Here is an 18,924-nt window from a genome sequence, read left to right on the forward strand (position 1 = left end):
GGCCATTTACTTTGGTGCTAGGAAGTTTGCGCTTGAACAAACAAACGGATGGAAACATGGCTGGATCGATCAAGACTGTAGGCATTATCGGAGCGGGGCAAATGGGCAGCGGCATTGCTCATGTATGTGCCGTCGCCGGCTATGACGTTTTGATCCATGACCAGTCTGCCGAACAGCTGGAAAAGGCTATAGCCACCGTTAATGGCAATATGGCGCGGCAGGTCTCGCACGGCAAACTTGATGAGGCGGCACGCGAAAAAGCCATGGCGCATATCCGCCCTGCTCTGCGCATGGAGGATCTTTCCAGTGTCGATCTTGCCATCGAAGCGGCGACCGAGGATGAAACAGTCAAGCGCAAGATTTTTGCGCAGCTTTGTCCAAACCTCAATCCGGAGGCGATCCTCGCCACCAATACTTCATCGATTTCCATCACACGGCTCGCCGCAACAACCGATCGCCCGGAACGGTTTATTGGCATTCACTTCATGAATCCGGTGCCGGTGATGAAGCTGGTTGAACTCATTCGCGGTATCGCGACCGAGAACACCACCTTCGAAAGTGCGCGCGAATTCGTTACCAGCCTCGACAAGACCTTGACTGTCTCGGAAGATTTCCCGGCCTTCATCGTTAACCGCATCCTGCTGCCGATGATCAACGAAGCCATTTACGTTCTTTACGAAGGTGTCGGCTCTGTGGATGCCATTGATACAGCCATGAAGCTCGGCGCAAATCACCCGATGGGCCCACTGCAACTGGCTGATTTCATCGGCCTGGATACATGCCTTTCCATCATGCAGGTCTTGCATGATGGTCTGGCGGATTCGAAGTATCGACCCTGCCCGCTTCTCGTCAAATATGTCGAGGCCGGTTGGCTGGGCCGCAAGACCGGTCGTGGCTTTTATGATTATCGCGGGGAAAATCCCGTTCCGACACGCTGATCATGCCCGCATGAAATTATCCCATGGATAGCCAACAGGACGCGGAATATTCTGCCGGAACAAAGCGGCTATCCACCATTCTTGTTGAGCTTGGGGACACAGACGCGACCAGAATTTCCTTCGACGACATTCTTGTCGCCTTGTCGGAACGCAGCTTTGGCGCCTTGCTCATCCTGTTTTCCGCATTGAATCTGATTCCACTACCGCCGGGTTCATCCACCATATTCGGCATTCCACTGGTTCTGCTTTCCATCCAAATGTTGATTGGCTTCGAGAATCCGTGGTTTCCGGCCTTTCTGCGGCGCAAATCAATGCGGATAGAAACCTATCGTTCCGGAATCGCCAGACTGGAAAGCGTTCTTACACGTTTTGAGCGGCTTGCCCGCCCGCGTTATTGGCTCTTGCCGCAAATTATCGTCGAACGGGTCGTCAGTATCGTTGCGCTTTCAATGTCCCTGATCGTCATTTTGCCGATTCCACTTATTAACCAGATACCGGCATTGAGCATAATCCTGCTGGCAATTGGTCTTGGCGAACAGGACGGCGTATGGTTGGGAACAGGATTTCTTGTTGCGGCCCTGGCAGCTGGAATTGCTATCGGGCTCGGCGCCTCTGTAGGTTTGGCCGCGCTGCATATTTTTGGTTGAAAATGACAGAACAGAAAAACATATCCATTTACGTCGATGCAGATGCCTGCCCGGTAAAAGCAGAAATTTATCGTGTTGCGGAAAGATATGGCGTCAAGGTTTTCGTCGTGTCCAATTCCATGATGGCAATCCCGCGCGATCCGATGATCGAGCGGGTCATTGTCAGCGACGGTTTTGACGCCGCCGATGACTGGATTGCCGAGCGGGTCTCCCGGGGCGATGTGGTCATCACCGCCGATATTCCACTTGCAAGCCGCTGCGTAAAAGCCGGTGCAGACGCCATTTCCCCAACGGGCCGGGCATTTACCGAGGCATCCATCGGCAATACCCTGGCAACGCGTAACCTCATGGATGAACTGCGTTCGGCGGGCCAGATCACGGGTGGACCGCGACCATTTTCACCAAAAGATCGTTCCTCCTTTCTTTCTGCGCTTGATCTCGCTATTGTGCGGTTGAAACGTGCGGGCTTCACCTCCTGAAGGGTAAGTGGATGGGAGCTATGCGTTTCGTGGCATTGACGGAACGCGTCGCAGGCTCTACGAGAGCGCAACAAAGCTATATGCGTGCCGCTCGTGCTCCATTGACGCCGAGCTAAAAACACGCCCAAAACCAGCACTGAAAGTTCATTTATGACCATTTTCGATTCTATCGCTCCGGCGCTGTCCGGTGCTTTGAAAGCCCGTGGCTACGAGACCCTGACACCCGTTCAGACTGCAGTTCTCGCTCCTGAAGCCGAAGGAGCAGATCTTCTCGTCTCCGCCCAGACCGGCTCGGGCAAGACCGTTGCCTTCGGCATCGCCATCGCACCGACTCTTCTGGAAGATGGAGATCGCTTCACTTCTATCGGCGCGCCCTATGCACTGGTGATTGCGCCCACACGCGAATTGGCTTTGCAGGTTCGCCGCGAATTGGAATGGCTTTATGAGCCAACCGGGGCGCGCATCGCCTCTTGCGTTGGCGGTATGGACATGACCAAGGAGCGCCGCGCCCTTTCGCAAGGCGCGCATATCGTTGTTGGCACACCGGGCCGCCTACGTGACCATATCAGCCGTGGCTCGCTCGACATGAAAGAACTGCGCGCAGTGGTTCTGGATGAGGCCGATGAGATGCTCGATCTCGGTTTCCGCGAAGATCTCGAATTCATCCTTGGTGAAGCGCCGGAAGATCGCCGCACACTGATGTTCTCTGCAACAGTGCCGAAACCTATCGCGCTTCTGGCAAAACAGTTCCAGAAAGACGCGCTGCGTATTTCTGCCACCAATGACCGCGAGCAGCATGCGGATATTGAATATCACATCATGCCTGTTGCACCGCGTGAGCGTGAAAACGCGATCATCAATTCGTTGCTGTTCTACGATGCACAGAACACGATCATTTTCGGTTCGACCCGTGAGGCCGTCAAACATTTGACCAGCCGCCTGTCAAATCGTGGTTTCTCTGTGGTTTCCCTGTCGGGTGAACTCAGCCAGGCTGAACGCACCAATGCCTTGCAGGCCATGCGTGATGGTCGTGCCCGTGTTTGTGTTGCCACCGACGTTGCCGCTCGCGGTATTGATCTGCCTAATCTTGATCTCGTCATCCATGCCGATCTGCCCAACAATTCAGAAACGCTTCTGCACCGCAGTGGCCGTACAGGTCGCGCGGGTCGTAAGGGCATCTGCGTTCTGATCGTGCCGGCCTCGCGTCGCCGCACTGCCGAGCGTCTTTTGCAAGGTGCAAAACTAACGACAACGATGGTGCCGCCACCGGATGCCGACGCAATCAACAAGCGCAACAATGACCGCATCCTCAATGATCCTTCTCTGTCTGAAGTCATAACCGAGGACGAGGGAGATTTCGTACGCGAATTGCTCGCCCTTCATTCCGCTGAACAGATTGCTGCTGCTTATTTACGCCAGCAAATGGCTGCTCGCCCTGCGCCGGAAGAGCTTTCCAACACGCCGTCCCATGTTCTTGAGCCTATCCGCAAGGGTAGCTTTGAAGACCGTCCGGGCCGCGGCGAACGGACATCGCGCTCGGATCGCTTTACCGATTTTGAAAGCGGCGCATGGTTCAGCGTCAGTGTTGGTCGCAAGCAACGCGCCGAACCACGTTGGCTTTTGCCGCTTATCTGCAAGGCCGGTGATATTACTAAGACCGATGTCGGCTCAATCAAAATTCTGGAAACGGAAACACGCTTTGAGATTACCGCCAGCAAGGCTGATGCTTTCCTTGCACGCATCAAGCAGTTCGGTACAGGCGAAAAGGGTGTAAATATCGCCCGCAGTGAAGGCCCCGGCGGCTCTGCTCCGCGCAGCGATTTCAAGCCGAAGAAGAATTTCGGTGAGAAGCGCGAATTCGACAACCGCAAGCCGCGCGGCAACGATGCCAATCCACGTACAGAGTGGGCAGCCAAACCTGCAAAGGCAAAGCCGGAAGGCTGGACAGCGGAAAAGCCGAAAAAGCTTCCAAAGGAACGCAAGCCCGGTGAATTGCAGGGTTTTGACAAATACAAAGCAAAAAAAGCTCGCAAAGCCGCCACAACTGGCGAGTAAGCAATTGCATTCCTTATCTCCCTCTTTGCGAGGGAGATAAGGAATATGCAATGATTTTGCATGAGCTTGGTGCGTGCTTCGACAAGCTCAGCATGAGGAAGTTAGTGGGTTGCAACATCTACCTGCGACGTCGTCTTGTAACATGTCAGAACTCGTTCCCTGCCAATCTCCACCTTCCTCATGCTGAGCTTGTCGAAGCACGCATAATGAATTTGCCAATCCAGCGGTCCTGATACTATTTTCTAAAGACCCAAAGCGGCATCCACAAATCGCAGAGCGTCATCGCTGGACCAGTCTGCCGGGCCGTTCATCGCTGCGATCTGGCAGCCTTCCTTATCGACCAGCATTGTAACCGGGAGCCCAAAGGCCAGACTTTTCCGCTTAAGCTCGTTGAACACGCCCATTGATGGATCACGATAAAGATCGAGCGACTTGACGCCGATCTCGCTCAGGAATGCTTTGGGTTTCGTATCGTCACCCGTGTCAATATTGATCGTGACGACCTCAAATTTGTCGCTGCCCTTTTTTGTTTCCAGCGCATCAAGTGCGGGCATCTCCTCGCGGCATGGCGCGCACCAGGTCGCCCACAGATTGACCAGCAATGTCTTGCCCTTGAAATCGCTGATGCGCACCAGCTTGCCATCCGGTCCGGTGAAGGACAAGCTCGACATGGATTGCGGCTTGTCGGCACCGCGCATGGCAGCAATGGCACCAACAGCGGCAGCATCAATCGCTTTTGCGCCCTCTGCCTTCATCGGGCACTGATCAGCCGTATTAGTCACGGTGGCAATATTGCCAGATGGCCGTTCCATCACGTATACCGCAACCGCACCGGCGGCAATGCCGGCGAGCGCGGCAAGGGCGATGATCTTTTTGTTGCTATTGCGTGGCGTTTGTCGTGGGCCGTCTGTCATTTCCGTTCTTTCCGCTTCACACTCAAGGCGTTTTCCATGTCCGACAAGAAGAATAGCAATGAAATGTGGGGCGGTCGTTTCGCCTCAGGTCCTGCCGCGATCATGGAAGAAATCAATGCTTCCATCGGCTTTGACCAGAAGCTTTACGCCCAGGACATTCAAGGTTCCCTTGCTCATGCAGCCATGCTTGCGAAAACCGGCATAATTGCGAGCGACGATTACGACAAGATCACAAGCGGCCTGAACACGATATTGTCAGAGATCGAGAGCGGAAATTTCACTTTCTCACGCAAACTTGAAGACATTCACATGAATGTTGAGTCGCGCCTTGCCGAACTGATCGGCGCATCGGCGGGCCGGCTGCACACTGCACGCTCACGCAATGACCAGGTCGCTGTCGACTTTCGCCTCTGGGTAAAAGCTGAATTTGAAAAGACTGCGGTGCTGCTCAAGAAATTGATCGAGGCTTTTCTGAAGCGCGCCGAAGAACATTCAGCAACCCTGATGCCAGGTTTCACCCATCTCCAGACAGCGCAGCCCGTCACCTTTGGTCATCATTGCATGGCCTATGTCGAAATGTTTGGCCGCGATCTGAGCCGAGTCAAAGATGCAATTGAACGTATGAACGAATCGCCGCTCGGCGCCGCAGCCCTTGCCGGAACCGGCTTTCCGATTGACCGGCATATGACGGCAAAAGCGTTGGGTTTCCGCGAACCGACCCGCAATTCGCTCGATAGCGTGTCTGACCGCGATTATGCGCTGGAATTTCTGTCAACAGCTGCGATCACTGCGACCCATCTTTCCCGGTTGGCTGAAGAAATTGTCATTTGGTCTACTTCCCAGTTCGGCTTTGTTCGACTGTCCGACAGTTTTTCGACCGGCTCCTCCATCATGCCGCAGAAAAAGAACCCCGATGCTGCCGAGTTGGTTCGCGCCAAAACTGGCCGCATCACCGGATCGCTCGTCGCTCTGCTGACAGTCATGAAAGGCCTGCCTCTGACCTATTCCAAGGATATGCAGGAAGACAAGGAAGCCGTATTCGACGCTGCAGAAACGCTGGAACTGGCGCTTGCCGCCATGACTGGCATGGTTGGTGATATGACCGTCAACACCGCCGCAATGAAGAAGGCCGCGGGTTCGGGCTATTCAACGGCCACCGACCTGGCCGATTGGCTGGTGCGGGAACTTGGCCTGCCTTTCCGCGAGGCACACCATGTCACCGGCCGGGCAGTTGCCCTTGCCGAGCAGAAAAAGATCGACCTTGGTAAATTGTCGTTGGAAGATTTGCAGCAGATTCACCCGGGGATTACCGCTGCCATCTTTGGATTCCTGACTGTGGACAAATCCGTGCGCAGCCGCAAATCCTATGGCGGAACGGCTCCGGAACAGGTGCGCAAGCAGATCAAATTCTGGCAAAAGCGCATTGCGAAATTGTAAAACAACATTGACCGGCCATGGGGGTGCAAAGCGCGCCTTCTTAGGCTAGAGCCTTTCTTGCTCAAATAGAATCGTTCTGCCGGAGGGAATTTGTGGACAAGGTCGAGGGGTTTTGCGAGACCGATGTTTATCCATCGGGCGAAGCTGAAACCCGATGGATTTGGTGCAAATTCACCCGGCCTTTGGGTTTCCGGCTGGCGGCCAATCACTTTGTCAGGCGGCATCGGACGATGGATAAACATCGACCTTGCCACCTTCCGCGTGAATTATCTCGCCATCCGAGAAACAGAACTGCTTCTATTTGAACAAGAAAGGCTCTAGACATGGCAGACCCATTTCGGACGACAGGATCAACAATGACAAGCCGTTCCCTATTATCGACAATTCTTATGTCGATCGCGATCGTAAGCGCCATATCGGCCTGTGGCCGCAAAGGCGCACTGGAGCCACCGCCCGCTTCCGTAACATCAATGCCCGGCGAGCCGAAAACTGTGGCGCCGCCCGTCCAGGACAAGCGTTTTATTCTTGACCCATTGATCTAGAGCAAGCTGGATTTTCCGTGAATCATTTTGATTATAAAGACGGCGTTCTTCATGCCGAAGGCGTCAGTATTACTGAAATCGCCAAGGCTGTCGGGACACCATTCTACTGTTATTCGACAGCAACGATCGAGCGTCATTTCAAAGTGTTTTCGGCAGCTTTTGCCGACATGGACACGCTCGTCTGCTACGCGCTCAAGGCAAATTCCAATCAAGCAGTCCTGAAAACGCTTGCGCGACTTGGTTCTGGCGCCGATGTGGTTTCTGAAGGTGAATTGCGCCGCGCGCTCGCCGCTGGCATTCCAGCCGAGAAAATCGTTTTTTCCGGCGTCGGCAAGAAGCCCAGCGAAATGGATCTCGCATTGAGCGCCGGCATTCATTGTTTCAATGTCGAATCCGAGCCAGAGCTTGCCATTCTCTCCAGTCGTGCCGTTGCGGCGGGAAAGATCGCGCCAGTTTCGCTGCGCATCAATCCCGATGTCGATGCAAAGACCCATAAGAAGATTTCGACGGGGAAATCCGAGAACAAGTTCGGCATTCCCCTCGCCAAGGCAAGTTCAATCTATGCACAGGCAGCCAGGCTGCCGGGGCTAAAGGTTGTTGGCGTGGACATGCATATTGGCAGCCAGATCACTGATCTTGAGCCTTTCGACGATGCATTCCGCCTGCTGGCGGAGTTGGTCGGGCAGCTGAAGGCCGATGGCCATGATATCAAGCATGTTGATCTTGGCGGTGGTCTCGGTATTCCGTACCACTTCGACAACAATCCGCCACCACTGCCCGATGCCTACGCGCAGATCGTTCAAAAGCATATCAAGCCGCTGGGATTGAAGACGATCTTCGAACCGGGCCGACTTATTGTTGGCAATGCTGGGATTCTTGTCAGCGAGGTAATCTTCGTCAAGGAAGGCGATGCGCGTAACTTTATCATTGTTGACGCGGCCATGAACGACCTCATCCGGCCCACGCTTTACGATGCGTTCCACATTATCCGCCCCATCAAGGAACCTACGGCCAATCATCCCCGGATTCGCGGCGACGTTGTCGGTCCCGTTTGCGAAACAGGTGACTATCTGGGCTTGGATCGTGAACTGCCGCGTCCTGCCCCGGGTGATTTGATCGCAATTGGCACAGCGGGCGCCTATGGCGCGGTTCAGGCCGGCACTTATAATACGCGGCTGCTCGTGCCTGAGGTTCTGGTCAATGGCGATCAGTTCCATGTGGTGCGTCCACGCACAAGTTATGAAGAATTGATCGGCCTCGATTCCATTCCGGACTGGCTGTAATTTTCGCGCCTACACAGAAGTATGATTGCGTTTTGCCGGGTAAGGCCTCGCCTTTGCCATGATGAGTGGTATTGTTAGCTTTGTCTGGTAATGCCGATACCGGAAAGATGGAGCGAGAATGGCCGATCACAACCCGGAAGAACGGGAAGCGACCAGCATCAAATTCGATATTCTGAAAAATATCGATCGCCTCCGTTTGTCCGCATGGTTGATGATCGCGCTTGAGCGCCTTTGGCCGCTCTTGCTGCCCCTTTTGCTTGTTATTTCAGTCTTCCTCAGCGTGGCATGGTTCGGCCTGTTTCGCCTTATGCCGGATCTTGCAAGGCAAGCCTTGCTTGCCCTCTTTCTGCTGAGCATCCCTGTTTGCGTCTATCTGCTGCTGAAGTTCCGCTTACCTCGCCCGTCAGAGATCACGCAGCGGCTTGAAAACGTCAATGAATTGGCGCACCAGCCCATTACCGTGCAGACAGAAGAGCTTGCAGCCAACAGCACTGATCCCTTTGCGCAGGCATTGTGGAGCGAGCATCGCAAGCGCATGGCAACACGCATTGCCAATCTGCAAAGCGGATTGCCCCAGACGCGGATTGCTGAACGCGACCCTTGGGCTTTGCGCGGCGTTGCGGCGCTGCTGCTCGTCATTGCGTTTGCCTTTTCCGGTGGACCGCTGGGCGGCCGCATCAGCGATGCATTTCTCAGTCATGCCGCGAGCAATGCAATACCGCCTCGTATTGACGCCTGGGTTACCCCTCCGCGTTATACCGGTCGCGCTCCGCTATTTCTGACCACCGCAAGCAATTCGGCCGACACGCAGTTCTCAGTACCCCAAAACAGCACGCTTGTTGTCCGCATTATCGGTGGCAGTGGATCGGAAGCTCTCACACAGAAGCTGTCTGATGGAAAATCGGTAGAGATTGCAGCCAGGGAAACGCCTAAGATCGAAGACTCGGCAACTGGTAAAGCAGCACCACGAAATTTTGAACTCACACTTGATCAAAACAGTTCTATTGATCTGGTGAATGGCCGCTCTGCCCTCTCCAGTTGGGGCTTCACAATCATTCCAGACCAGCCGCCCGCAATCCGTTTTACCAAGGAGCCTTCCAGCGCCATCAATGGCACGATGGACGTCTTTTATGAGATCAAGGACGATTATGGCGCGATAGCTGCACAGGCAAAAATCGAACAGGCACTGCCTGCCGAAAAGGATGCACGACCACTTTATTCCGCTCCGGAATTGCCGTTGGCATTGCCGCGTCGCGGTGAACAGGCCAAGGAGACTAAAACTACCAAGGATCTGACGCAGCACCCATGGTCTGGGTCTGAAATCCGCATGACTCTCATTGCGTCCGACGACGCAAAGCAGGAAGCCCGCAGCGAAGTCAAAACTTTCGTCATGCCCGAGCGACCATTCGCCAATCCGCTTGCTCGCGCGTTGATTGAACAACGCCGCAACCTGGCGCTGAATGCCAATGCCAAGCCCAATGTGCTGGAAATGCTGGACGCAATCACAATGTGGCCGGAAGAGACAATCAAAAACTCGTCCCACTATCTTGGGTTGCGCAGTGTTCGTTCCCGCCTTGACCTCGCAAAAAGCGATGAACAGTTGCGCGAGGTAGTAAGCTATATGTGGGACGTCGCCCGCGGCATTGAGGATGGTGCCTTGTCTGATGCGGAGCGGCGACTGCGGCAAGCGCAGGAAGCCTTGAAAAATGCCATCGAACAGGGTGCCAGCCAGGAGGAAATCGAAAAGCGCATGGCTGAGTTGCGCGATGCCATGAAGGAATTTCTGCGTGAATTTGCGCAGAAAGCTCAGAAAAACCCGAACATGGCGCAAAATCCAAATGCCAAACAGCTGCGGCAAGAGGATATCGATAAAATGCTGAACCAGATTGAAGAGCTTGCCAAGCAGGGCTCGAAGGATCAGGCACAGCAATTATTGTCCGAGCTCGAAAACATGATGAACAACCTGCAGATGGGCCAGCAGCAACAGGCTCAACAAGGCCAGCAGGGACAGATGAAACAGCAGATGGACAAGCTCGGTGAGCTGATGCGCCGTCAACAGGACATGATGAACCAGACCCACCGGCTGGAACAGCAGCGCCAACAGGGCATGCAGCAGGACTTTGGCGAGGAGCAGCAAGGCGAACAGGGTGAGCAAGGACAAATGTCCGAAGAGGATATTGCCAAGGCCCTGCGCGATCTTCAGCAAGGCCAAGGCAAGCTCCAATCCGAACTCGGCCAGTTGATGAAAGATCTGGAAGGCATGGGTATCAAGCCCGGTGAAGGATTTGGTCAGGCAGGCAAATCAATGGGTGAAGCTGGCAAATCACTTGGTCAAGCCGATGGCGATCAGGCACTCGGCCAGCAAAGCGATGCGCTGGATGCGCTGCGTCGTGGTGGTCAGGACATGATGAAACAGATGCAGGAGGCCATGGGGCAAGAGGGACAAACCGGGCAAGGCGATCAACGGCAAACCGGGGGGCGCGATCCTCTCGGCCGCCCGCAGCGCGACGGCGGGCCCGATGATGGCACCAATACCAAAGTCCCCGGCGAGATCGACATTCAGCGCGCGCGTGAAATTCTCGACGCCATCCGCAAGCGGCTCGGTAATTCGCTCAGCCCGCAAATGGAAAAGGATTATTTGGAGCGCCTGCTCAAGTTCAATTGATCAGAAAAATGTTGGGCTTTAATCGCGAACCACACCGACATAAGGCAGTTGCCGGAATGAATGGCCGACATCCATGCCGTAACCGACAACGAAATAGTCCGGGCATTCGAATCCTTTGAAATCAGCCTCTATTTCGGTCTTGCGCTTGACGCTTTTGTCCAGCAGCACGGCAATATAGACATTGCGCGCACCGCGTTCGAGCATGAGCTGGCGCGTAAACTTCAATGTGCGTCCTGATTCAAGAATATCATCGATCAAAAGTACGTCACGGCCATGCACATCGCTGTCAATATCGCGCATAAGTCGCACTTCAGTGCTTTCCGTGCCCTTGCCATAACTGGAGACAGTGATGAACTCCACATCCGGTTCTGCACCGGCATCATGCATGGCGCGGATCAGATCGGCGGCAAAAATAAACGAGCCCTTGAGGATCGAGATAACAAGCAGGTTTTCAAAACCTCGCGCCACGATTGCTTTGGCAAGTTCTAGATTGCGCGCGGCAATTGTCTCGGCACTGAAAAGAACATCAATATTTTTAGTCCCGACTTTTGGCATGCAAGTTTCCTGTGGCGCGTTTTCAGACCGAATTTCTTCATATAGCTCCCGCACCTATAGCCTGATCATCAGCCAAAATGCAAAAACCGGCGCTGCCGTATAAAATTCATGTTTCCAGTCATGCTGGTTCATGTTTGTTGGGGTGGTCAAATCGGCTCGCGCAAAATAGAACACGTTGCAGATAAGATCGGAAAGCACACTTGATTCGTTTTGAGAATGTCGGATTGCGGTATGGGATGGGCCCGGAGGTCTTGCGTGATGTCAGCCTCCACATATCGCCGCGATCATTTCAGTTCCTCACCGGACCTTCCGGTGCAGGTAAAACGTCATTGCTGCGCCTGCTTTTCATGACACTCAAGCCGACACGCGGTTCCATCACCGTCTTCGGCAAGGACATAGCGACAATCTCATCCAGGGAAATGCCAATGCTGCGCCGACGCATAGGCGTGGTCTTTCAGGATTTCCGGCTGCTCGATCATATGACCACCTATCAAAACGTCGCCTTGCCCTTGCGGGTACGCGGCAAGGAAGAAGCGACCTATCGCGCAGAGGTCGAAGAGCTTTTGCATTGGGTGGGACTTGGCGAGCGCATGCATGTGCTGCCACCTGTGCTATCCGGCGGTGAAAAACAGCGTGCCGCTATCGCCCGCGCTTTGATAGATCAACCGGAAATTCTGCTTGCCGACGAGCCGACGGGCAATGTCGATCCGCCCCTGGCGCGGCGTCTCCTGCGCCTTTTCGGCGAGTTGAACCGCTCCGGAACAGCCGTTGTCATTGCCACCCACGATTTGACCCTGATGGACCAGATCAATGCGCGGCGTATGATCCTCGATCAGGGAAGGCTCGACGTTTATGATTGATGCCGCTGCCCTCAAGGATCGAGCCGTAGAATTGGCAGACAGGCTTTGGGCCCGTATCCGCAAAAACAGCGGACAGGCACCGATCGTACCCGCAGGCAATGTGGTTGGCCATGCCTTGATGATCGTAATCGCCATCATGACCTTCCTCGCCTGCCTCACCGTCGGCTCAGTCAGCCTTGTTCAATCGACAGCCGCCACCTGGCAAAGTCAGATTTCCACCGAAGCGACTATTCAGATCAGACCGGTGGAAGGTCAGGACATGGAAGCAATGCTCGCTGAAGCGAGTAAAATTGCGCAAGGATTTGCTGGCGTGAAATCCACGCGGATCATCGACCGGGATGCGACAGCCCGCCTTCTCGAACCATGGCTTGGAACCGGACTCGATATTGATGAACTGCCTGTTCCCCGGCTGGTGGTCGTTACGCTGGACGAAGCCTCGCCGCCAGATTTCGCAGCGCTTCGCAGCATGCTCGTCGGGCAGATACCGGCAGCCAGTTTTGACGATCATCGCACATGGGTCGACCGGTTGGTTTCCATGGCTCGCTCGACTGTTCTCATCGGCACCGGCGTGCTTTCCCTTGTCGTTGCAGCAACTGTTCTCACCGTGATTTTCGCCACGCGCGGAGCAATGGCTGGCAACGGCCATATTATTGAAGTGCTGCATTTTATCGGCGCGGAACAAAAATTCGTCGCCCGCCAGTTCGAGCGCCATTTTTTCTGGACAGCACTTAAAGGTGCAGCTTTTGGCGGTGCGCTTGCCATGTTCATTTTTTTGATGATCGGATGGTGGTCCTCGCGTAATCTGGCAACACCCGAAGCCGATCAGGCGACAGCGCTCTTCGGCAATTTCTCCATTGGATCCGGTGGATATACGGGTGTAGTTTTGATCATATTGGCGGTCAGCGTTCTGACCATGATTACAACACGAATGACAGTCATAGCGCATTTAAGACAAGTTGATGGACGCACGGGCGAAAATCACGACACCTGAAATATTCATTTTATTTTATAGACGTATCGCTTCCAGTTTATGAGCGGCAGAAGCACTCGAGCAAGGCATTTACGGCACAAGATGGACGGCCTTAACGACAGCAACAAGTCCCCCGATGCGGACGTAGCACGGACCCGTGGATTGTCTGCGACCATGGGCAGATATTTCGTGCGTTTTCTGTTTCTGCTTGCCATTCTTGCGATAGGTTTGTTCATCGGTGGGTTTATTGTCTTCAGCGATCGCGTCACCACGCTCGATATACCCGATATTACCGAGCCCGCTGACGGTATCGTCGTCCTGACAGGTGGCTATTCACGCATTGAGGGCGCTTTGGAATTGCTCAAGAACAAGCGCGGCGAACGTTTGTTCATCAGCGGCGTGCATCCCTCGACCAAGCGTAGCGAGTTGCAACGCGTCACTGGTGGCGATGCAACATTGTTCGAATGCTGTGTCGATATCGACCGGTCTGCCCTTGATACGGTGGGCAATGCGGTTGAAAGCATCAAATGGGCGAGCGCCAACCATTATAAGCGCGTGATTGTTGTCACCAACAACTACCACATTCCCCGCACCATGCTCGAACTCAGCCGCGCCTCGCAGGAAATCGAATTCATTGCCTATCCAATCACGAACACCAATCTCAAGGAGGGTGACTGGATAACGCGAGGACAGGTAGTACGGGTTCTGCTGATGGAATATATCAAATATCTGGGGGCCGTTGCCCGCGCCCAATTGCCTGACAGTTTTTCGAGTGTCACTGACAAATTGCTGCATCAGATCAGGGAATAGCCAATTCCAGGTCAGAAACTGGCATATACATGGTGCGTGGTTCGTCCTTCGACAAGCTCAGGAGGGGCTCACCACGCATAACGAGCCTGCAACCCTCAACGAGATCTCCATGACAATAATCCGGTCGATCATCTTCAATGTGCTTTTCTACCTGAACCTGATCGTCCAGATGATCATTTTCACGCCATACTATTTTCTCAGCCCGCGTAAACGGGCTTGGGCCATTCCGAAGAATTGGGCGCGGTCAAATCTCTGGCTGCAAAAGGTTTTCGCCGGAACAGATATGGAAATTGAGGGCCTGGAGAATATACCGGATGGCCCCTATATCTGCGCGCCGAAACACCAGTCCTTCTGGGATGCCTACGCGTTCCTGCCCTATATTGCCGACCCGGTTTACATTCTCAAGCGCGAGCTGATGTGGATTCCGCTTTTTGGCTGGTACATCCAGAAAATGAAAATGGTGCCTATTGATCGTGGCAAACGCTCCGCGGCGATGAAGACGGCCGTCAAAGGCGCGCATTTTGCCGTGTCGGGAGGCCGGCAATTGATGATCTATCCCGAAGGCACACGCACCAGTCCGGGAGCCCCGCCCGCTTATAAATATGGTGTTGCACATATATACGGCGAACTTGGCGTTCCGGTTCTGCCTATCGCGCACAATGCAGGCCTCTATTGGCCCCGCCGCAGATTTCTGCGTCACCCCGGGGTTATCCGCTGCCGTATCCTGCCGCCCATCCAGCCCGGAATGGATAATGACGCCTTTTTGAAGAAGCTTCAGGAAGTCACAGAGGCCGCCTGTGACGAATTACTGGTCGAAGCAGCAACCTCCGCCAACCCGCCTCCCATGCCTCCCACCGCCGTCAGGCGCCTCAAAGAACTGGGTGTGGAAATCTAAGCCTTGTTGTGGTCCACCGCAGCGGCCACCGCTTCCATCCAATGGTCGCGTATATTCATCTTGCGCATATGGTCGAGCGTATTATGCACATAGTCCTCATTGCGGCCTGACACGCCCACTGAACCGCATACAGCCTCCGCAGCTTCGGCGACCGAGAGCGACCCCGCATACTGAACATGATTGCGGTCGACAATATAGGTCAAGGCTTCGACCCTCTGGCCATCGGGAAGCCGTATGCCAAGACGGCGCTCAAGATAGACATGAGTGACAAGCTCGCGCTCACGTAGATAGGCCACCACTTCGTCTTCAAGCTCGCCCGGCACGCGAAATGCCATGCCAAGGCAGGAACCACCACGATCCAGGCCGAGTACAAGTCCCGGACGTTCCGGCGTCCCGCGATGCACATAGGAGCGCACGCACAGTGCCCTGCGATAGCCATGAAGACGGGCATGATGCGTCTCTACATGTGCAAAGCCGGGCTTCCACATGAGTGAACCATAGCCAAAGACCCAAAAATCGCCCATATCCATCCCGATAGTTAGTGGTCTGATTCTAACATTTGCATCCCGTTTCGATCACGCTCGCAGCAAATGTTAGAATCAACAAGACCACTAGTAAGCCTATGTTTCTAGTGGAGTTTTCGAATTTGACATTTGTATAACAGTTTGCGATCGGATGGGAATCAAATGTCAAATTCACTCCACTAGATTTGAATCACATCATCTTCTGACCGATAGCGAGAGCCGCACCATGCCGTCAAGCAGCACCACTGAAATCCGCAAGTCGGGGAAGTTTCTCAAATATCTGGCAGGCTTCATCATCTTGCTGGCGATCATCTATACGGGCGGATGGTTTTATCTGGCCAACCAGCTTGAATCGCGTGTGGCAACAAACCTTGCCGCCTTCAAGCAGAAGGGCATCGACGCCACCTGCGACAATGCTGCGGCCAGCGGTTATCCGCTCAGGCTTGGCCTTGAGTGCACCAAAGTCGGCTGGGCCGATCAGGCGAAACAGCTTTCCGTCGTGGCAGGCAGTTTCAACGCCGCTGCACAGATTTACGATCCGATGCATATTGTCAGCCAGATCGAAGGACCAGCCGCTGTCGATGCGCCCGGCATGGTTCCCTTGGACATTACCTGGAAAGATCTTGGCTCCAGCGTCCGCCTCGATAAGCCGCTGCCCAAGCAGATTTCGGTTCAGGGCAATGATATTGTTGTCAATCAGCGCAATGCGGCGGCAGGGAGCGCGCCCATTGCCATCATGCAAGGTGGAAAGCTTAGCTTTTCAACCACTGAGCCAAAAATGAACATCGCGTGGTCATTTGAAAAGCTGAAAATCGCAGACAATATCGTTTATGAGCATCCCCTGCCTGAGCTGACGGGCGCCGCCGATATTGAGCTGGAAAATGGCTTTGCGCTTCTGGCAAAGCCTGAAAGAGATATAACGATTCTGCGTGGTCAATCGGGACTGTTGAACAATGTCGATCTAGGCTTTGCCGACGGCAGCGGCATTGCGATTTCCGGACCGTTCTCAGTCGATAATGAAGGCCGGATCAGCGGCGATTTCAACGTGACCATGCGCAATCCGGAAGGTGTCGCCCAGGCAATGCGCGGCATTCTGCCTGGCGAAGAAAACACAATCTCATCCGTACTTCAGGCGATGGCTTTCGTGCCCAAAGATGCGAACGGCGCACCGACACTTCCCATTACCGTGAAAAACGGGAAAATGTCGGTGGGTTTCATCCGTATCGGGCGTCTGCCCTCTCTATGAGGGCGGCGTTGCCTTCTGGCGTCCGAAATCCGGTGCGTCGATTTCCTGCCCTGCATCGATAATACCGCGCCGCACAGCGCGTGTGCGGGTGAAAAGATCAAACAGCGCATCACCATCACCCCAGCGCACGGAACGCTGCAAGGATGCAAGATCCTCGGAAAAACGCGCCAGCATTTCGAGGATCGCGTCCTTGTTGTGCAGGCACACATCGCGCCACATCGTCGGATCGGATGCGGCAAGGCGAGTGAAATCACGGAAACCGGAAGCCGAGTATTTGATGACCTCGGAATTGGTGACTTCTTCCAGATCGCTGGCTGTACCGACGATATTATAGGCGATCAGATGCGGCAGATGGGAAACAATCGCCAGAACCCGATCATGATGCGCCGGGTCCATCGTGTCTAGCCGCGAGCCGCAGGCCTCCCAGAATGTCTTCAGCCTTTCGATGGCAGTCGCATCAGTGCCCTCAAGCGGCGTCAGAATACACCAGCGATTGATAAACAGGTCGGCAAAACCGGCATCAGGACCTGAATATTCCGTTCCCGCCAGCGGATGACCTGGAATGAAATGCACATTTGCAGGCAGTTCTGGCTGCATCTGCGCAATGACAGAGCTTTTGGTTGATCCCACATCGGTTACGATTGCGCCGGGCTTCAAGAAACCGGCAATCTGCTTTGCAACGGCGCCGGAGGAGCCAACCGGGACGGAAACCACGACGAGGTCGGCATTCTTGACGGCTTCACCACTATCAAGCGTATAAGCATCGCCGAGACCAAGTTCTTTGGCCCGTGCCAGTGTGCTTTCACTGCGTGTGGAAATGATGACATGGTCGGCCAGACCTTCGCGTTTGATCACGCGTGCCAGTGACGATCCGATCAGGCCAATGCCGATCAGTGCGATTGTATTGAAATGAGGCTTGGACATTTTTTACTTCAGGAATTCGGAGAGTGCAGCGACTACGCCGCGATTGGCTTCTTCGGATCCAATGGTAAGGCGCAACGCGTTGGGAAATCCGTATCCCGCAACGCGGCGCAAAATATAGCCCTTGCTCGTCAGATAGGCGTCTGCCGCTTCTGCCGATTTGGCAGAATCGTCGGGGAAATGCACCAAAAGGAAATTTCCCACCGATGGCGTTACCCGCAGGCCAAGCTCTGTCAGCTGCTCCGTCAGCCAAGGGAGCCATTTTTCGTTGAACGCAATCGCCTGATCGACATGCCCCCGATCACGGATCGCGGCAGCACCGGCCAGAATGGCGGCGGAATTCAGATTAAATGGCCCACGTATCCGGTTAACGGCATCGACCACATGGGCAGGCGCGAACATCCAGCCGATGCGCAAAGCTGCAAGCCCGTGAATTTTCGAGAATGTGCGTGTCATCACCACATTTTCAGATGATGAAACAAGCTCTACACCAGATTCGTAATCATTGCGGCGAACATATTCCGCATAGGCCGCATCGAGAACCAAAAGCACATTCTTTGGCAGTCCCGCATGCAGGCGGCGCACTTCTTCGAAAGGCAGATAGGTGCCGGTCGGATTGTTCGGATTGGCAAGAAACACGATTTTCGTGCGCGTCGTCACCGCATTCAATATTGCGTCAACTTCAGCCTGCTCGTTCTTTTCGCGGGCGACAACAGGCGTTCCGCCGGCAGCCATGATGTAGATTTTATACACCATGAAACCATGTTCGGTATAAATCGCTTCGTCGCCGGGCGCGAGATAGGTCTGGCACAGCAAGCCAAGCAATTCATCGGAGCCATTGCCGCAAAGAATATTTCCGGCATTCAGGCCGTGTACTTCCGCGATGGCCTGCTTCAGGGCATTGGCCTGACCATCGGGATACATTTCAAGATTTCTTGCCGCAGCCCCAAATGCTTCAATGGCAAGTTTGCTCGCGCCAAGCGGAGATTCATTCGATGACAGCTTATAAACCTTGGCAACACCATGCGCATGTTCCTTGCCGGGCACGTAGGCCGCAATATCAAGCAAACCGGTTTTTGGTGTTGGACGTAGGTCTTGCAGTGTCGTTGACATGATTGTTCATCCGTTAAGCGGCAAAAATCTCCGTCGCGGACATAACTGTCTGGAGACGAGATGTCGAGAA

Annotated in this window: 18 protein-coding genes; 13 read left to right on the plus strand and 5 right to left on the minus strand. The window is 54.3% G+C overall.

Annotated features, from left to right (window positions below):
- Positions 1–56 precede the first annotated feature (56 nt).
- The 4 genes from QFZ34_RS10160 to QFZ34_RS10175 all read left to right on the plus strand — a co-directional run bounded on the left by QFZ34_RS10160 (position 57) and on the right by QFZ34_RS10175 (position 4,119).
- Positions 57–938, plus strand: a complete 882-nt coding sequence (locus QFZ34_RS10160; protein ID WP_115055577.1) for a 3-hydroxybutyryl-CoA dehydrogenase — start codon at positions 57–59, stop codon at positions 936–938.
- Positions 939–961: 23 nt separating this feature from the next.
- On the plus strand, positions 962–1,585 hold the full coding sequence (locus QFZ34_RS10165) for an exopolysaccharide biosynthesis protein (protein ID WP_307280339.1): 624 nt from the start codon (positions 962–964) through the stop codon (positions 1,583–1,585).
- A gap of 2 nt (positions 1,586–1,587) precedes the next feature.
- A complete protein-coding gene (locus QFZ34_RS10170; RefSeq protein WP_307280341.1) occupies positions 1,588–2,064 on the plus strand; it encodes a YaiI/YqxD family protein in 477 nt (158 codons plus the stop codon).
- A gap of 150 nt (positions 2,065–2,214) precedes the next feature.
- Positions 2,215–4,119 (plus strand): DEAD/DEAH box helicase, encoded by a 1,905-nt coding sequence (locus QFZ34_RS10175; protein WP_307280343.1) that lies wholly within the window; start codon positions 2,215–2,217, stop codon positions 4,117–4,119.
- Between the two features lie 242 nt (positions 4,120–4,361).
- Here QFZ34_RS10175 and tlpA read toward each other — a convergent pair whose 3' ends face one another.
- Positions 4,362–5,033, minus strand: coding sequence for a thiol:disulfide interchange protein TlpA (tlpA, locus tag QFZ34_RS10180; protein ID WP_307280345.1), 672 nt, complete (start codon positions 5,031–5,033; stop codon positions 4,362–4,364).
- 36 nt (positions 5,034–5,069) lie between these two features.
- Between tlpA and argH the strand changes: the two genes are divergently transcribed.
- The 4 genes from argH (at position 5,070) to QFZ34_RS10200 (ending at position 10,960) form a co-directional block, all read left to right on the plus strand.
- Complete coding sequence (gene argH, locus QFZ34_RS10185; RefSeq protein WP_307280348.1) at positions 5,070–6,470, plus strand: argininosuccinate lyase; 1,401 nt, start codon at positions 5,070–5,072, stop codon at positions 6,468–6,470.
- A 356-nt stretch (positions 6,471–6,826) separates the two neighbouring features.
- Positions 6,827–7,012, plus strand: coding sequence for an LPS translocon maturation chaperone LptM (gene lptM / locus QFZ34_RS10190; RefSeq protein WP_115055579.1), 186 nt, complete (start codon positions 6,827–6,829; stop codon positions 7,010–7,012).
- Between the two features lie 17 nt (positions 7,013–7,029).
- On the plus strand, positions 7,030–8,295 hold the full coding sequence (gene lysA / locus QFZ34_RS10195) for a diaminopimelate decarboxylase (protein ID WP_307280352.1): 1,266 nt from the start codon (positions 7,030–7,032) through the stop codon (positions 8,293–8,295).
- 118 nt (positions 8,296–8,413) lie between these two features.
- The gene (locus QFZ34_RS10200) at positions 8,414–10,960 is read left to right on the plus strand and encodes a TIGR02302 family protein (RefSeq protein ID WP_307280354.1); all 2,547 of its coding nucleotides are present in this window, start codon (positions 8,414–8,416) and stop codon (positions 10,958–10,960) included.
- 18 nt (positions 10,961–10,978) lie between these two features.
- Here the strand turns inward: QFZ34_RS10200 and hpt are convergent, their stop codons facing one another.
- Positions 10,979–11,515, minus strand: coding sequence for a hypoxanthine phosphoribosyltransferase (hpt, locus tag QFZ34_RS10205; RefSeq protein WP_115055499.1), 537 nt, complete (start codon positions 11,513–11,515; stop codon positions 10,979–10,981).
- 200 nt (positions 11,516–11,715) lie between these two features.
- Here hpt and ftsE point away from each other — a divergent pair, with 200 nt between their 5' ends.
- The 4 genes from ftsE (at position 11,716) to QFZ34_RS10225 (ending at position 15,050) form a co-directional block, all read left to right on the plus strand.
- Entirely contained in the window at positions 11,716–12,375 is a 660-nt protein-coding gene (gene ftsE, locus QFZ34_RS10210; protein ID WP_115055501.1) for a cell division ATP-binding protein FtsE, read from the plus strand.
- Entirely contained in the window at positions 12,368–13,366 is a 999-nt protein-coding gene (locus QFZ34_RS10215; protein WP_115055503.1) for a cell division protein FtsX, read from the plus strand. Before ftsE ends, QFZ34_RS10215 begins: the two co-directional genes overlap by 8 nt.
- A 153-nt stretch (positions 13,367–13,519) precedes the next feature.
- Positions 13,520–14,155 (plus strand): YdcF family protein, encoded by a 636-nt coding sequence (locus QFZ34_RS10220; protein ID WP_115055581.1) that lies wholly within the window; start codon positions 13,520–13,522, stop codon positions 14,153–14,155.
- Positions 14,156–14,264: 109 nt separating this feature from the next.
- Positions 14,265–15,050, plus strand: coding sequence for a lysophospholipid acyltransferase family protein (locus QFZ34_RS10225; RefSeq protein WP_115055505.1), 786 nt, complete (start codon positions 14,265–14,267; stop codon positions 15,048–15,050).
- On the opposite strand, the gene QFZ34_RS10230 is transcribed toward QFZ34_RS10225, so the two are convergent.
- A complete protein-coding gene (locus QFZ34_RS10230; RefSeq protein WP_115055583.1) occupies positions 15,047–15,574 on the minus strand; it encodes a gamma-glutamylcyclotransferase in 528 nt (175 codons plus the stop codon). The genes QFZ34_RS10225 and QFZ34_RS10230 overlap by 4 nt on opposite strands.
- Positions 15,575–15,800: 226 nt before the next feature.
- Between QFZ34_RS10230 and QFZ34_RS10235 the strand changes: the two genes are divergently transcribed.
- A complete protein-coding gene (locus QFZ34_RS10235) occupies positions 15,801–16,820 on the plus strand; it encodes a DUF2125 domain-containing protein (protein WP_307280367.1) in 1,020 nt (339 codons plus the stop codon).
- Here the strand turns inward: QFZ34_RS10235 and QFZ34_RS10240 are convergent.
- The gene (locus QFZ34_RS10240) at positions 16,815–17,744 is read right to left on the minus strand and encodes a prephenate/arogenate dehydrogenase family protein (RefSeq protein WP_115055509.1); all 930 of its coding nucleotides are present in this window, start codon (positions 17,742–17,744) and stop codon (positions 16,815–16,817) included. The two genes, QFZ34_RS10235 and QFZ34_RS10240, sit on opposite strands and share 6 nt — an antisense overlap.
- 3 nt (positions 17,745–17,747) lie before the next feature.
- A complete protein-coding gene (gene hisC, locus QFZ34_RS10245) occupies positions 17,748–18,854 on the minus strand; it encodes a histidinol-phosphate transaminase (RefSeq protein WP_307280372.1) in 1,107 nt (368 codons plus the stop codon).
- Positions 18,855–18,924 lie beyond the last annotated feature (70 nt).

Source organism: Phyllobacterium ifriqiyense, from assembly GCF_030817885.1.
Classification (GTDB): Bacteria; Pseudomonadota; Alphaproteobacteria; order Rhizobiales; family Rhizobiaceae; genus Phyllobacterium; species Phyllobacterium ifriqiyense.